The 14,868-nt window shown below is 31.9% G+C and carries 9 protein-coding genes and 1 CRISPR repeat array (1 of these 10 only partly in view); of the genes, 4 read left to right on the top strand and 5 right to left on the bottom strand.

Annotated features, from left to right (window positions below; genetic code table 11):
* A CRISPR array of direct repeats spans positions 1 to 625; the repeat unit is 36 nt; unit sequence GTTTTAGCCACTTATTAAATCATTCTATGCTAAAAT (it extends 1,912 nt beyond the left edge of the window).
* A gap of 351 nt (positions 626 to 976) precedes the next feature.
* The 4 genes from cas2 to LS73_RS02070 all read right to left on the bottom strand — a co-directional run bounded on the left by cas2 (position 977) and on the right by LS73_RS02070 (position 8,711).
* Complete coding sequence (gene cas2 / locus LS73_RS02085; protein WP_034557006.1) at positions 977 to 1,300, bottom strand: CRISPR-associated endonuclease Cas2; 324 nt, start codon at positions 1,298 to 1,300, stop codon at positions 977 to 979.
* Positions 1,263 to 2,219, bottom strand: a complete 957-nt coding sequence (gene cas1, locus LS73_RS02080; protein WP_052089482.1) for a type II CRISPR-associated endonuclease Cas1 — start codon at positions 2,217 to 2,219, stop codon at positions 1,263 to 1,265. Before cas1 ends, cas2 begins: the two co-directional genes overlap by 38 nt.
* Positions 2,220 to 2,230: 11 nt before the next feature.
* Positions 2,231 to 5,347 carry a type II CRISPR RNA-guided endonuclease Cas9 gene (gene cas9, locus LS73_RS02075; protein ID WP_052089481.1) on the bottom strand — a complete coding sequence of 1,039 codons (3,117 nt, stop codon included), beginning with the start codon at positions 5,345 to 5,347 and terminating at the stop codon, positions 2,231 to 2,233.
* 181 nt (positions 5,348 to 5,528) lie between these two features.
* A complete protein-coding gene (locus tag LS73_RS02070; protein WP_104692254.1) occupies positions 5,529 to 8,711 on the bottom strand; it encodes a hypothetical protein in 3,183 nt (1,060 codons plus the stop codon).
* A gap of 79 nt (positions 8,712 to 8,790) precedes the next feature.
* Between LS73_RS02070 and LS73_RS02065 the strand changes: the two genes are divergently transcribed.
* The gene (locus tag LS73_RS02065) at positions 8,791 to 9,153 is read left to right on the top strand and encodes a YraN family protein (RefSeq protein ID WP_052089480.1); all 363 of its coding nucleotides are present in this window, start codon (positions 8,791 to 8,793) and stop codon (positions 9,151 to 9,153) included.
* A gap of 105 nt (positions 9,154 to 9,258) precedes the next feature.
* Here LS73_RS02065 and LS73_RS02060 read toward each other — a convergent pair whose 3' ends face one another.
* Complete coding sequence (locus LS73_RS02060; protein WP_138069971.1) at positions 9,259 to 10,047, bottom strand: sel1 repeat family protein; 789 nt, start codon at positions 10,045 to 10,047, stop codon at positions 9,259 to 9,261.
* A 130-nt stretch (positions 10,048 to 10,177) separates the two neighbouring features.
* Here LS73_RS02060 and rfbA point away from each other — a divergent pair, with 130 nt between their 5' ends.
* From rfbA to LS73_RS02045, 3 genes are all read left to right on the top strand, one after another.
* On the top strand, positions 10,178 to 11,056 hold the full coding sequence (rfbA, locus tag LS73_RS02055) for a glucose-1-phosphate thymidylyltransferase RfbA (RefSeq protein ID WP_034557000.1): 879 nt from the start codon (positions 10,178 to 10,180) through the stop codon (positions 11,054 to 11,056).
* A gap of 86 nt (positions 11,057 to 11,142) precedes the next feature.
* Positions 11,143 to 12,171: a radical SAM protein gene (locus tag LS73_RS02050; RefSeq protein ID WP_104692255.1), complete on the top strand. Its 1,029-nt coding sequence runs from the start codon at positions 11,143 to 11,145 to the stop codon at positions 12,169 to 12,171.
* A gap of 101 nt (positions 12,172 to 12,272) precedes the next feature.
* Complete coding sequence (locus LS73_RS02045; RefSeq protein WP_104692256.1) at positions 12,273 to 14,867, top strand: DNA methyltransferase; 2,595 nt, start codon at positions 12,273 to 12,275, stop codon at positions 14,865 to 14,867.
* Position 14,868 lies beyond the last annotated feature (1 nt).

Here is a 14,868-nt window from a genome sequence, read left to right as displayed (position 1 = left end):
TTTTAGCCACTTATTAAATCATTCTATGCTAAAATTATCGTTTGCAGCTCCCCGAATATCTCGGTGTTTTAGCCACTTATTAAATCATTCTATGCTAAAATAAATTATTCCATATCATGTTGTAAGCACGGGTTTTAGCCACTTATTAAATCATTCTATGCTAAAATAATCCAATCGCAAACCAAGGAATATGAAGTGTTTTAGCCACTTATTAAATCATTCTATGCTAAAATTACGCAAAGAACAGTATTATTATGTGGAGGTTTTAGCCACTTATTAAATCATTCTATGCTAAAATTAAGAAGCGTAAGATGGAGACGAGACGCGAGTTTTAGCCACTTATTAAATCATTCTATGCTAAAATTGGCTCTTTACGGGGGAGACCACATTATCAGTTTTAGCCACTTATTAAATCATTCTATGCTAAAATCACCGCCGCCGATAAGTGCGCTTGTGATGGTTTTAGCCACTTATTAAATCATTCTATGCTAAAATTTCTCTTTATACCCTGCGTATACATAGTTGTTTTAGCCACTTATTAAATCATTCTATGCTAAAATTACTATATCTGCGGCGAATATGGTTCACTGTTTTAGCCACTTATTAAATCATTCTATGCTAAAATACACTACCTTGAAACTGCGTATTTTAGGATATTTGATAAGTTTTAATAACACTAAATACTATAAAATATTTAGTGTTATTGATAAAATTTGGGATATAATTCAAAAATGGTTTAATAAGTGGCTAAAATAAGGGAGTTCAGGATCTCCCGCAGGGTTACAATCCCTAACAAAATCCTATTTTTACTTTAAGCTTAAATATTGGTTTATATCATGCTAAGAGTAAATTCTACATAAAAATCATAATATCAATATTTTTTACTTTATTTAAGTCACGTTGATATATCTGCCTTTAATATATTTCTTAATCTATACAAAGATTCAAAAATATACGTAATTAATCACAAGTCATATTAAAAAAGCGTAAGCTCCTTTGGCTTATTTGCCTGTTCATTATTGCTTATCTTACCAAGCAAAAGTCTCATGTTATCAAATTGCTTCTCTGTGAGTATTAATGCCCTTACATGCCCTCTTGGCGGCAAGAATAAACTAACTCTATCAATATGATTATTTGCACTTGTTGCTCCCCTACAAATTCTCATATATACGCTAAATTGCAACATCATAAAGCCATCTTTAATAAGTTGTTGTCGAAATCTTGCGCTATTTTTTCTATCTTCTTTTGTGCGAGTTGGCACATCAAACATAACTAATACTCTCATAAACTTCTCTTCCATTAGATTTATTCTCCTCAAAAAGCGGTAACTTTAATTTATAATCTTTTTCAAATGATTTAACCAAACTCTGAACGCTTATTACGACTGCGCGATTTAGTGGATAGATTTTACTATCAATCAAAATACTTGCATTTAAAAGCTTTGTTAATTTTAAGCGATCTGCAAGCCCTAAATTATCCCCCAAATCACCGCATTCTTTCATATGAAAAACAAGAGAATCTACAAAGATTCTATAAGGCTCTATCAAATCATCAGCAAGGTTAAAGGAGTTAAATTGATTACAGTGAAATAAACCTAAAACAGGATTAAGACCACTTGCACAAAGAACCCTAGTAATAACCCCACGCACAATAGCATAGCCATAATTAAGTGCAGCATTAATCGTGCCTATTGCATTATCCAAATCAATTTTACGGCTAAAATCTCTACCAAAAAGTGATTTAAAATAAATCGCCGCAGCCTTTGCTTCATTATTGCTTGAATCGCTTAGATTTACACTCTTTGATAATGATTCTAATTGCGTATATTTATCTTTATCTAACATTTTTAATAATGAGGCTTGATTATTGATTTTGGATTTTATGATTTGCTGCCAAAGGATTGCCTTTCTTTGCTTGCTTAAAGCTATTTGGGATTGCAAAATACTTAGAGATTTATAATGACCCAAAAATGGGATAAAAATTCCACTTGGTAGATGATGTTCATCACAAGTAAAAACTACAATTTTATGATAAGCAAAGGCGTTAAGTAAAGAATTTGTAAATGTGATTTGATGAGATTCTAAAATTATACAAAGAATATCAGAGAGTGGAATCTTCACATTTTCCTTTTGCTCTTGTGTGATGCAAAGATGATTATTTTCTAATCTTAATTTTGCAGGAGTGCTTAAGAAAAGCGTGCGAAATGCTGAATCAAACATACCTGATCCCTCTAACTTTTTACTTCATTGACTTTATTTAGCTTATTTTTATTGGGTGTAGATTTAAGAGATATACTCTGACGTGGTATAAATTCTGCCTTTTGCACTTCGCCTAGTGGAGAAACTTGGTATTTTTCAAAGATTTTGAGATTTTGGATTGCAATTAAACTTTCATCTAGTATTTTTTTGCCATTATCAAATTTCAATTTAAAAATCTTTTCTTGATTTTCGGTTATATTATCTACCCTATTATCATGCTTAACAACTTCTATCGAAGCTCCAGAGGTTTTAAATCTTTTATAGTAGCACAACTCTGCCTCTTCCATTTCATTTTTCTGCACTAAAATCAAGTCGTCCTTAAAGATACTAAAACAAAACTCATAATTAGAATCCATCTCTTTCCAGTCCTTAATCACACCCTCTTTGTCTTTGCCACCTACCACAGCCTTATTGGGCAAGATTCCAAGGGCAAAGTCCATTGTGTAAATAGGCACACCATAGAATTTGCCTTTTTTGTCTTTAAAAATATCTACCCTAACCATAGTTCCATTGCTCACAATCTTTGTGCCAATTTGGCGAATCTTGCCAAGCTCTATCGCCTTTTGTATTCCCTTTTCACCACCATAACTTTTTAAAAGATTTTTATCATCAAAAGAATAAAATGTTTCCTCATGCAATGCTCCTCTAGCCCTTTTTCTAGGAGGCTTTGACACAAATATAGAATTTAATTTTTCTAAAACTTTTTTTCTAAAGTTTTTGCAGGGATTAAAAAATGCTCTTTTTTCTACATATTCCAATTCTGAAATTTGTTCAGCATAAAATTCTGCTGTGTTCTTATCTTGATTTGCTCTAAAGTCTGCAAATGCCTTGATAGTTTTGGCACTTGCATAAGCAATAATTATTGCATCAACTGCATGATGGAGATGATTGGATCTATCTTTATTGCCCAAACCCCAATAATGCCTAAGCATTGAAGTAAGTTTTCCGCTTATTATTTCTACATGCACCTTAGAACCCTTTTCTCCAGCTATAGTTACTTCATTTTCACTTAAAGGCAAAAACTTCAAGCAATGCTTTGTCCATTGACTTGCTAGACGCGCTATATAACCTGTATCAACAATATTTCTTAAGATAAATCCAGCTTCTTTGTCTTTAAAATCTTTATTATAAATTCTCTTTCTTTTAGCTTTAGGCAGTCTATCTGCTAGACTTAATATTTTCTCCCATTTATCTTTATCACTTCCAAAAGCTTCAAAAGGAGTTCTATTTCCCTTGTTTTGATTTTCTTTGTTAAAAACAAGTACCTTATTCATATAGCTGTCATCAAAACTACGAGAATACGGATAAATATGGTCAATTTGAAGCATATTAGGATCTTTTAGATGATCAGAGGTTATTTTATAACAACTATACGCACAAAACTCTCCTTGTTCTATAAACAACTTTGCTTTAAGAATGCTATCCTTACTTATATGTAGCCCTATTTCTTTACAAAGTTTTTCTGCTTCTTGATTTTTAGTAAAATTTGCTTGTTGCTCTTTTTCTACCTTTTTTCTTTCTTCATGGCTTAAATTTACCTCACGCGTAAATTCTAAGTGAATCTTATGCACTTGCCCATACTTTCTAAGCAAAGCGTTTAGCACCTTACGATATTCACTTAATGCTCTTGCTACTACAGGATTTGCCAAATATGGCTCATATTCCTTTAATGCTAATAAGAAATTCCCTTGCTCTTTATTTTTTGCAATTTCTTTTAACCCCGCTCTCTCTACTGCCTCATCATAGCGCAAACATTCATTAGAACTCTCCCCTCGCATAAAGGGCAAAATTTCATTCAAAGCCTTTAGACTTAAATCAATATGTTTTGCAAAGCTTAAATCACTTAGGGCTTCTTTTTGCTCTTGTCTAAGGATTTGAGCGAAATTTTTTTCTAATTCCTTTTTTAGATTTTCTCTACTTTTATTTAAAGCTATAGCTTCTGCAATTTTATCAAGGCTATCTCGTGAAAACTCATCAAAGCTTCTTCCCAAAGCCTTTTTAAAAGCTTTTAGATTTTTAAGTTCTATAAACTTTGCTTTTTCAACCTCTTTTAATTCTTTAGTATAATCAAGTTTAGAATCACTAAAGCGCACATAATCTGGCAAAGAGAGAATCTCACGTAGTTTTTTATAACTTATCTCACCTTTATCTAGTACGATTTGCAAAATCTCTTGGACCTTTTCCTTAGAATAAGTTTTATTACTAATTCGTTTTTCAAGGTTTCTTAATGTATTAATAATACGTGTTAAAGCCACAAATTCCATGGCACTTAAAGAATCTTTAGGGGCACGTTTTTGTCCTTCACAAAACACACATTCACCCACTTTATCGCTAAAATCTTTTAATGGGAGTTGAAAAAAGGCAATATCTATAACTTTATCTTCAAACTCTTTGCTTAAACTTACACCGAACTCTCTTTGCCTTTTAAAAATAAGTTCTAACTCTGCCTTTAATTGCTCTTGTGCCACGCAATGCTCATAACTTTTGCCCTTATTTCGCACATTTTTAAATTCACTTGCATGATTACTAACTTTTTTCTCGCTTTCTAATCTTTGCTTTTGATAAAACTCATTATAAAGGTATTCGCCCACACTTTTGTATTCTTTATCCTCCATAGCCTGTTTATTCGCCTTAATAGCACTTAACACCTTGCCAGAATCTTTATCGCTACCTATTTTTGCGTGTTTGTTCCCATAGCCACGATGTTTGGCAATATGCAAAACCACTCTTGCAAAATCTTTAGAATCTAATTTTTGTGAGAGTGCTAAAGTGCGCAGTTCATATGGACTTTTAGTATCTTTATTCGTCTCATAAGCTTTTGGCAAAACTCCATCATTACTTAAATAATCATTTAAATTAAAACCTAACTCTTTACAGAGCAACCTTTTAAGCGAATTAAGTCTTGTTTTTCTACGTGCTAATCTCCGTCTAACTGCTCGTGCCTCTCTACGCGGCAATGCCAAAGATTTTCCATTTTTTGGATTCTCTGCTTTGGTAAAGATTCTTACTCCACAATCTCTTAGTTCATCATCTTCCACAAAAGCCCAACCAATACTTGCAATACCTATGTCAAAAGCTAACTTTTTCATTTAACAACTCCATACATCTAAAATATAATAACTATAGCATTAATACTAGTATATGGAAATTTTTATAAAATCAAAATATGGTATTTGTAATAACTTTAGAATCTAAGCCATATCAATAAATTCTTAATATAGTAAGAACTGCGATTGCTTAAAATACAAAATAACTTTATAACAATCAAAATCACCTTTGAGATTGCTGCTCTAAAGTTAAATTATGTAGCCATGATTCTATCTTATAGCCTGTTTGGGTTTGTAGAAATATATTTGGCTCTATTTGTATATATTGTGTATAAACATAACGTTCTAATTCAAGATTCTTATTAAGTATTGGTAGAGAATACTCCGCAATTATACCCCTAGTTTTAAGCTCTCTATAGGTATTTGTATTTTTGGATAAAAATATATCCTCATCTTGAAGAATTCTAAGCAACGATTCATCTTCTAAAGTATTAAGGAAATCTTGTTCTTCCTCTATGACTAATGTAAATATAGAGATATATTTCTCTAGGAAAGATTTAGATAACTTATCTATATCTAGCGATTTAGCACTCTCATTTTTGCTCAAATATGTAGGACTAAAACTTATCTTAGTTGGAATCTGCAACAAATGCGCAACCAACATAATAACGCATATATGAAAAAAATCATCTTCATTATATACACGTAAAACCATTTTATAATTTTTCTTAACCTCATAGAGATTATCTACACTTGCCGTGCGCTCAAGATTCTTTAGGTATTGACTATAATTATGATTTAGGTTATATAAGAACTCAATCTCATCAACACTAAGAATCCCGCCAAAGCAACCAATCACATCAGAATAAAGACTATTCTTCTTTATTACATTGCTAGGATTTGCGCTCACTAAGTTATGTAAAAGATAACGACTTAAGAAAGGTTGCAAATATCCAGCACGAAAAATTCTAGCACTACCTGATACAACAGCTAGCTTATAGCTACCATTAATACAAATGGAAGTATTGATATGCGATATAGCATAATTCATTTCAGTTTTGTTATATGTAAATATACTTACATGAGAAGTCTTTTTAGGAAGATTAGCTATCAAATCGCCAAGACTAGAGCAAGAGACATTTAACGGGACAAAGATCTTTTGCGCATCATCGTATATATAAGAATCTGTATAGATTAACATGGGTATTGGATTTGCAATACTAGATTTCATAATCTCACAAAAAGCCTCATAAATATCATAAAATGAACTAATAAATACAACTGCTACGCCTCTATCACTAATCAAGGAATTAGTAGATTCAGTATATTTATCGCCATGACATAAAATTTGAGCTTGCATTTGTATTTGAGAGTTGCGATAAAGCGACATAAATGGACAAAAATCTAATATTGGCATAAGTAGATAATAGAGGATTCTAGCTTGCAAGCAATCCTCTACAAAAGAAACATTGCCTATCATGATATTTGCAGCTACGCATGAAGCTATTTCATTTATATCTAAAGAATTCGTATATATTAGAACATTTCCAACTGGAGCAAGTAGCACGGAATCTGTCTCATTAGTCAAATTGCGATATTCATAGCCATAATATTTAAATGTATCAATCAAAAGATAAACTTTCTCTTCTATTATATCTTTGGGCATGTCTGGATATATTTGGCATAATGTGGCAAATAGCGCGCTAGCTTTATCCTTGAGAAGTGAAATAATATTAGTCATAATGCTAATTTTATTGCTTTCTATCTCTTCTTTCTTAGATATGGCTTTTGCTAGGGCATCCTTTTCCTTTTGGGTATTGAGAGAAAATACTATTGGCGTGCTAATACTTTGTAATGTCAAACGATTCATATCATCGGCATTTAAATAAATTATATCATCTAGCTTATTGCGATTAGGCGTATCGCATGGCAAAGACTCTAACTTATTCGCAAAAGAAAGATCATTATTCAAATCAAGTTTCAATGGCTTTTGCAATTCATAGTTAAATGTTTCAAAATTATATTGCCTCATGCTAACTATTTTGGAATCTACAGCTAAGGATAAGTTAGACATAGTATCTTTAGGGTATTCTAATATGCTTTGATAATTTGAGCTTAATGTGCTTCTTTTTGAAATACTTTTTTGAGCTATGTTAAAACTATGAGAAAAATCATTGCATTTTTTTTGCCATTCTTGCTTATTTATGTGCATATCAATATAACTACATATACCTTGTAAAAATTCTGAATGGGCATATTTTAAACGATATGCTAGCATTTGTGTAAAATGCTTAGTGTAGCATTGTATTGAAATTAGATTTATATTCTTTTGTCTAGCTAGCCTATAAAACGCAAAATTAAGCTCTGGTTCAATTTCAAGAGATATTTTAGAATCCATCCCCCACATACACAATAAGCTAATAATGAATATATCAAAGCTTCTAAGGCTTGCATCTAAAACCCTCTTATATTCTCTATATCTATCCAAACATGCCATGAGATTAGCACGACTATTTGCATGATTGGCGAATACCTTATTTGCCTTATACTTTTGTAGATTTGTAAAATATTCCTTTTGATATTCAAAATCTATGTCTTTAAATCTAACAAGCAACTTCTCCTTGTCATTGGCTAATAATTGACTACTAAGCACAGCTAGCTTATCCAATCCTTGAATGGAATCCAAATAATATATTTGCAAACTCACCCCAACCTTAATGGTACGCGGAATATCCATTAAACAATTCTTTAATGATTCCAAAAGCAAATCCAAGAACTCATATCCATTCTCAAGAAATATTGTCTTGCCATTTGAGTTTTCAAACAAAACTCTAAGATTGCTTATAAGCGTTTTTTGCAACATATTATGAGAACATAGATGTGCCTTTGGAACTAAATTTAAGGGGTTTATAACTATAGTATCTACTCTTGAATGTGAAAGTATATTTAAGCATTCTTTTAGATAATCCTCTGATTGCTCTTCGTTAAGTGGCAATGGTGCAAAAAAATTAACTGCATTTTCAATCTTATAAAATGTTAACTTTGACAAATTATCACAAATAATTTTGCGAGAATATCGTTTAACCTCCCGCATAAATAATCTCTTTGGCAATAAATGGAATCTATAACAAAGAATACGAAATAACTCAAAACTTGAAAAGAAATGCCTCTGCAAAAGAGAACTAAATACAAAATTATCTAACATTTGATAAAAATTTTGCTGTATTTTATCACCTTGCTGAATATTCTTGATATGTATTAGACATATTTCTTCCAAAAAGTCTATATCTCTTTTTTTCATATTTCTTATGCGCAAGAACAAATCAACATCGCGTTTGCGAATATATTTCTTTATATTCTTAAAATCTTGCATAGCAGATTTTATAATCTTGTCTAACTCATTCATGCGCTTCCCTAAATAGAAAGATAAACTAGTATTATAATGCTAAAATAGACAATTAACATAATTTATATGGAAAGATATAATGCCAATAAATGAAAGAAGAACAATAAATACAAGAAAAATAGGTAATCATTATGAAGATCTAGCACTGAAATATCTATGTGAAAGGGGATTTGTCTTTATAGACAGAAATTTTTATAGCCAATATGGTGAAATAGACTTAATTATGCAAAAAGAAGAAACACTTCACTTTATAGAAATCAAGGGAACATCATCAATTAAATCGCCAAATCCACTTTTAAAAATTACTACAGCTAAGCTAGAAAAGATGACAAAGACTATTCACATATTCTTAGAAAAACGCAAATATTATTACAACTTTTGTATTGACGCCTTAGCTATACAAGATAACAACATTACATTCATTGAGAATATAACTATATAGTGCGTATAAACTTAATAAAATATGTTTTGAAATATTTATTTCAAAGTTAATTACACAAAAAATCAAAATAGCATATATTTTAGCAATAAGCATTATTAAGATAGGTTACCATACTCTAAAGATTCTAAAATGCATACTTCGCATATTAAGCTCATTTAGCTCACGAGATGAATCACATGCGGCTAGCATTCCTAGATTGCAAGCCCTCTTTTGATACATTTTATAATCCTGTTTCTGTAGAGACAAAGAATCAAGATAGCCGCATGCAATGGCTAAATCTTGATTGCAAGCCATTAATCTATATTCTTTTATATATTCTCTATAATCACCAAAGCTAGGATCGCCCTCATATAGATTTGATAATAAAAAACATTCAAATACTCCTCCTTTAACGCATATATTGGTTATGGAATCTAGAAGTCTTTGTGCCTCTTTTTCATAACCATAACTAACATAAAATTTACGCAAAAACATGCAAGATAAAGAATCTTTTAACTTGCAACCTTCAATAAAATATCTTAACGCAATAACTCTATCTCTAGTATTTAAATTGCTCTTATTATCTACAATAGATATTCCAACTAACGCGCAAGCAAACCCTTGTAAATCATCTTCACATTCTTCCTTAAAGCCTTGCAAAATTTTATCGCAGATCCCCCTATCCTCATAGTAATAACATTTACTAAAAAGATTAATCTTTTGTGAGAGAGAAACAATATCTAAATCTAATCTTTGATATTTAGAAACATTATCAGAATCTATAGAACTAACAGAATCCAAAGCAAATAAATCTTTATCTTGGCTACTTTGGTTAAGCAAAGATTCAAAACTAGATTCCTTGCTTACACTATAATCTTGACGCACGCAGCCAACCAAAGCAAGAAAAGCAAACAAAAGTACATAACTCTTATAGTAGAAAAGCATTCAAACCTACCAAAAACAAGATTTTGCAATTATACAAACTTTAAATCTTCTTTGATTTATTTAGATATAATCGCAAGCTAAAAATCATTAGGAAAAGCATGTGAAAGGCATAATTTTAGCTGGTGGTAGTGGAACTAGACTATATCCTACAACTCAAATCATCTCAAAACAACTTCTACCAATTTATGATAAGCCAATGATTTACTATCCACTATCTGTACTTATGCTAGCAAATATTAGGGAAGTGTTAATCATCTCTACACCTAGAGATATTATTAGGTTTAAAGAGATATTTAAAGATGGTAAATGGCTTGGTATGAGATTTGATTATTGTATACAAGAGCTTCCAAATGGGCTAGCAGAAGCATTTATAATTGGCAAGGACTTCATAAACGATAATAATGTATGCTTAATACTTGGAGACAATATTTTTTATGGTCAAGGATTTAGCGGTATGTTAAGTAGCGCGAAGAGTCATATCACTAAACACGGAGGCGGAGTTATTTTTGGATATATGGTAAATGATCCTAGTCAATTTGGGGTAGTGGAATTTGATAAAAACAAAGAGGTAATAAGTCTAGAAGAAAAGCCTAAAAATCCAAGAAGCAATTATGCTATAACTGGATTGTATTTCTATGACAACAATGTTATTTCTTATGCCAAGCAAATAATCCCATCAAAAAGAGGTGAATTAGAGATTACCGATATTAATAAATTATATCTTCAGAATGGAAAACTAAAAGTAGAGATATTTGGTAGAGGGTTTGCTTGGCTTGATACTGGGACAAATGATAGCCTATTAGATGCTGGTAGCTTTGTGCAAACTATTGAGCGTAGACAAGGATTTAAGATTGCATGTCTAGAAGAAATTGCTTACAAAAACAAATGGATAGATGAGGAAACACTCTTAAAAAGAGCAAAAGAGTTAGATAAGAGCGGATATGGGAAATACCTAGAAAAACTTTTAAATTTAACATAGTCTAACCCTAATAATAAATTTCAATCTATAGCCTGTAATCTAGCAAGTTTTGATTCCATACTTAAAACATAAAGACGGAGATAACAATGAAAATTAACAATTTCAACTCAAGCGAAAAGATTTTGCGTTACCATAATAAAATTGACTATTTTTTTAATGCTCATAAGACATTAATCGTAACTGAACTTGACTTAACAAATAAATGCAATCATAGATGTCCGGGCTGCTGTGGAAACAATGAAAACAATGCCGAGCTTACTAAAGAACAAGTAGAAAATGTTGTTGAAAATCTAAAAAACATGGATAATAAAGGAGTGATTCTAAGTGGCGGGGGAGAGCCTACCTGCTCGCCATATTTTGAATATGCTATAAAACTCCTAAAAAAGGCTGGGCAAAATATTGGGCTTAATTCGCATGGAATGAATCTTAAAGAGCATCTTAATGAAGTAATAGCAGAAAATTTAGAATATTTTAGAATAAGCCTTGATGCAGGAAGTCCAGAAATGTATAAAAAGATACATGGCATGAAACCCTATCATTTTGAAAAGACTTTGCAAAATATTGAAAATTTCTCTAAAACTAAACAGAGATTAGGTAGCAAAATAAGCTTCGGGGTAGGATTCCTAACAAGCAGCATTACAGAGGGTGATATGGAATCTTTTGTAAAGCTAGTCAAAGATAGAGGTGTTGATTTTGCGCAGTTTAGACCATTTACTGGAGATACGCTAGACATTATCCCTAAATTAGAATCCTTGCGTGAGAAATATGAAGATTCTAACTTTAAGATTGTCGCAAGTTATCAAAAATACAATGAAATGGCAGGATTAAAGGAAAGCAAAGATAGAGGATATAATAAATGTCATGGTATGTTTTTTAGCACAGTAATAAGTGCGGATTTCAAAGTATGGGCATGTCTTCACTTCAGACAAAGTCAAAAGCATTTTTTAGGAGATTTAAGAGAGCAAAGTTTGGAAGAGATTTGGCGTGGTGCTAGGATAAAAGAAGTATATAACGCAATTGATTGTAGCAAATGCCCTATTCTATGCAGGAATGATAGCTTTAATCGCACTCTTGATAAATTAAGCCTAGATATAACCAATAGCGAATTTTTATAAGATTAGAAAATATAAAATTTTATTTTGACTGCCAAAAGGTAAGAATCAAAAGGCAAAAATCAATTTGATTCATAAATACTTTTAATAAAAGGAGTAGCAAAATGAATACTTTTGATTTTCAAGCTTTAGAAGATGAAAATTTCAAAGAGGATTCCGTGCGAGAGTTACTTATCGCGCCACTTTTAAAAGAGCTAGGCTTTGTGTTAAAAGATTCTAAAGAATCTGGCAATAAATCTAAGGAAATAAATAAGGATTCTAAGCTAGAAATGGCTTTATCCTTGAAGCTTACAAGTCCTACGATTTTAGGAAGTAATGAGAAAATTACTTTTACGCGCTTCCCTGATTATGTGCTTTATTTTGATTCTAAACCTCATTGCGTTTTGGACGCAAAAGCTCCAAAAGTAGAAATTAGCGCACAAAGCAAGGCAGAGCGACAGGCATTTTATTATGCAATTAATCCCGAGCTAAAAGCCCCATTTTATGCGCTTTGTAATGGTAAAAGCTTTATGCTTTTTGAAACAAATGGGCAGAATCTTTTAAAAGAATTTTCTTGCAAGGAGTTGTTTAATTCTTTGAATTGTCATTCTGAGCGAAGCGAAGAATCTAAAAAAGATATTTCGCTAACGCTCAATAGGACAAAAGGGGTAGCACAAGATAACAACGATTTTTTACTTTTGAAACAATACCTTACTACACCCATAGAATCATTAAAGCAAACTCTAACCCAAGATTCTAAAACGCTCAAAAAGCCAGATAGTTGGTATTTAAATAGAAAATTACCTAAAGCAATACTCAAGCCTCAAAAACGCAAAAAAGCACGATATTATGGTTGCACAGCTTACTTTACAAGGCAGAGTTGGGATATTGTAACGCACAATATCAAAAACTTCACTGATGATGGTGATGTAGTCCTTGATAGCTTTGGTGGAAGTGGAGTTACAGCCATTGAAGCAATGATGAATGGAAGAGTAGGGATTCATATAGATTTAAATCCTCTAAGCATCTTTATGACAAAGGCATTAAGCGTAAAAGTAGATTTAAGTGAGTTTTATGTCTTAAGTGAAGAGATTTTAAAAGAGTTTGAAAGCTTAAGACCTAAAGGTAATCAAAAAGAGGCAGACAAAGAAGCAGAGGAGATTCTAAAAGGTGCAAAGTATTATCCCAATGCACTAGATAGCGAGTTTGGTGAGATTGCAACACAAGAGCAGCAGGATTCTACACTTTGGATTCCAAAAGATGAGACTTTACCTAAAGGTAGTGATGTAGATTCTGTATTAAAGCTTTTTAGTAAAAAACAATTAGCAGAACTAGCCTTACTTAGAAAACTTATCTTTAAACATACAGCACCAAGCAGAAGTAAAGAGCAAAGAATTATAAAAAGAAATATGAGATATGCGTTGATGTTGGGGTTTTATAATACTATTACAAGATGTAACTTAACTTTTCATTATGCAGATTCTGTAAAGTCTGCAGGTGATAGTGGTATATACAAATATTACCGCTATCGCATTGCTCCAAGACCAGCTTTTTTAGACATAGAGCAGCATTATAGAGATAAAATTAAACGAGTAAGGCTTGGCAAACAAGAGCTAGAATCCGCGCCTAACGATTTATTTTATCAAAGCTATTTTTATCCTCTTGCAAATGTGATTAAGGATTTTAATGGTGCTTTACTAGAGCAAAGAAATAATTTAGACAAAACTGATTCGCTGTTAAATAAAACAAATGGTGAGAAAATCTTTCAAGCAGATGCGACAGATTTAAAAGAGATAGAATCTCAAAGTGTGGATTTCATATACACTGATCCCCCTTATGGAGCAAAGATTCCCTATCTTGATTTAAGCACGATGTGGAATGTATGGTTAGATTTACCTGTGGATTTAGCCTTAAAAGAAAAAGAATGTATAGAAAAAGGAAGTTTAGAGAAAAGCAAATATGAATATTATGATTTAATGAAAAAATCCTTAAAGGAAATGTATAGAGTGCTTAAATATAACCGCTGGTTAGCCTTTGTATTTCAGCACCAAGACCCAAAACTTTTTCAAATCTTAATCGAATCTGCGGAGAATGTAGGCTTTGAATATGTAGGTTGTGTGAGCCAAGAAAATACAGGGATTTCAAGCTTCAAAAAAGTGCAAAATCCCACGCGTGTGCTAAAGGGACAGCTTATCATTTATTTTAAAAAGATAGATAATCCAAAGACAAGAACAAAGCTAGAAGCAGGAGAGCAAAGCCTAGAGCAAATGTATAGGGATATTGAAAACATTATTGTCGCAAATAATGGTGCAACTTTAGAATCTATACATGCTTATCTTGTTAAAAAGGCGATTGAGGGAGGGTATTATGAGCTTATGGCAAAGTTTGAAAATGTGATTTTGCTTATTAACGAACGCTTTGATTACGAGCCAAGCTCTAAACTCTATCATATAAGAGATGAGGCAAGTATTTTAAACTATGGGATTCCAATAGAGGAGAGAGCGAGGTATTATATTTTAGGAGAGCTTACCAAAGCGCAAAAAGAAAATAAATGTGTAAAATTTGATGAGCTTTGTTTGCGTATCTTGCCATTACTTAAGAATGGAATCCAAGCTAATAATAAGCTTATAAAAGAGATTCTAAACGAGCTTGCCTATGAGAATAAAGATACAGGGCAATGGAAATTGAAATCAAAGGATAGAGGATTATTTGATGATTGAT

This window comes from Helicobacter muridarum, assembly GCF_000765805.2.
GTDB lineage: Bacteria > Campylobacterota > Campylobacteria > Campylobacterales > Helicobacteraceae > Helicobacter_A > Helicobacter_A muridarum.
The sequence above is the reverse complement of the archived record's forward strand: the minus strand, read 5'-3'. Positions and strand labels throughout refer to the sequence as shown.

Excerpts from the sequence above, each read along its gene's own strand:
- cas2 (WP_034557006.1), bottom strand. The coding sequence starts at position 1,300 with ATGGAAGAGAAGTTTATGAGAGTATTAGTTATGTTTGATGTGCCAACT.
- cas1 (WP_052089482.1), bottom strand. The coding sequence starts at position 2,219 with ATGTTTGATTCAGCATTTCGCACGCTTTTCTTAAGCACTCCTGCAAAA.
- cas9 (WP_052089481.1), bottom strand. The coding sequence starts at position 5,347 with ATGAAAAAGTTAGCTTTTGACATAGGTATTGCAAGTATTGGTTGGGCT.
- LS73_RS02070 (WP_104692254.1), bottom strand. The coding sequence starts at position 8,711 with ATGAATGAGTTAGACAAGATTATAAAATCTGCTATGCAAGATTTTAAG.
- LS73_RS02065 (WP_052089480.1), top strand. The coding sequence starts at position 8,791 with ATGCCAATAAATGAAAGAAGAACAATAAATACAAGAAAAATAGGTAAT.
- LS73_RS02050 (WP_104692255.1), top strand. The coding sequence starts at position 11,143 with ATGAAAATTAACAATTTCAACTCAAGCGAAAAGATTTTGCGTTACCAT.
- LS73_RS02045 (WP_104692256.1), top strand. The coding sequence starts at position 12,273 with ATGAATACTTTTGATTTTCAAGCTTTAGAAGATGAAAATTTCAAAGAG.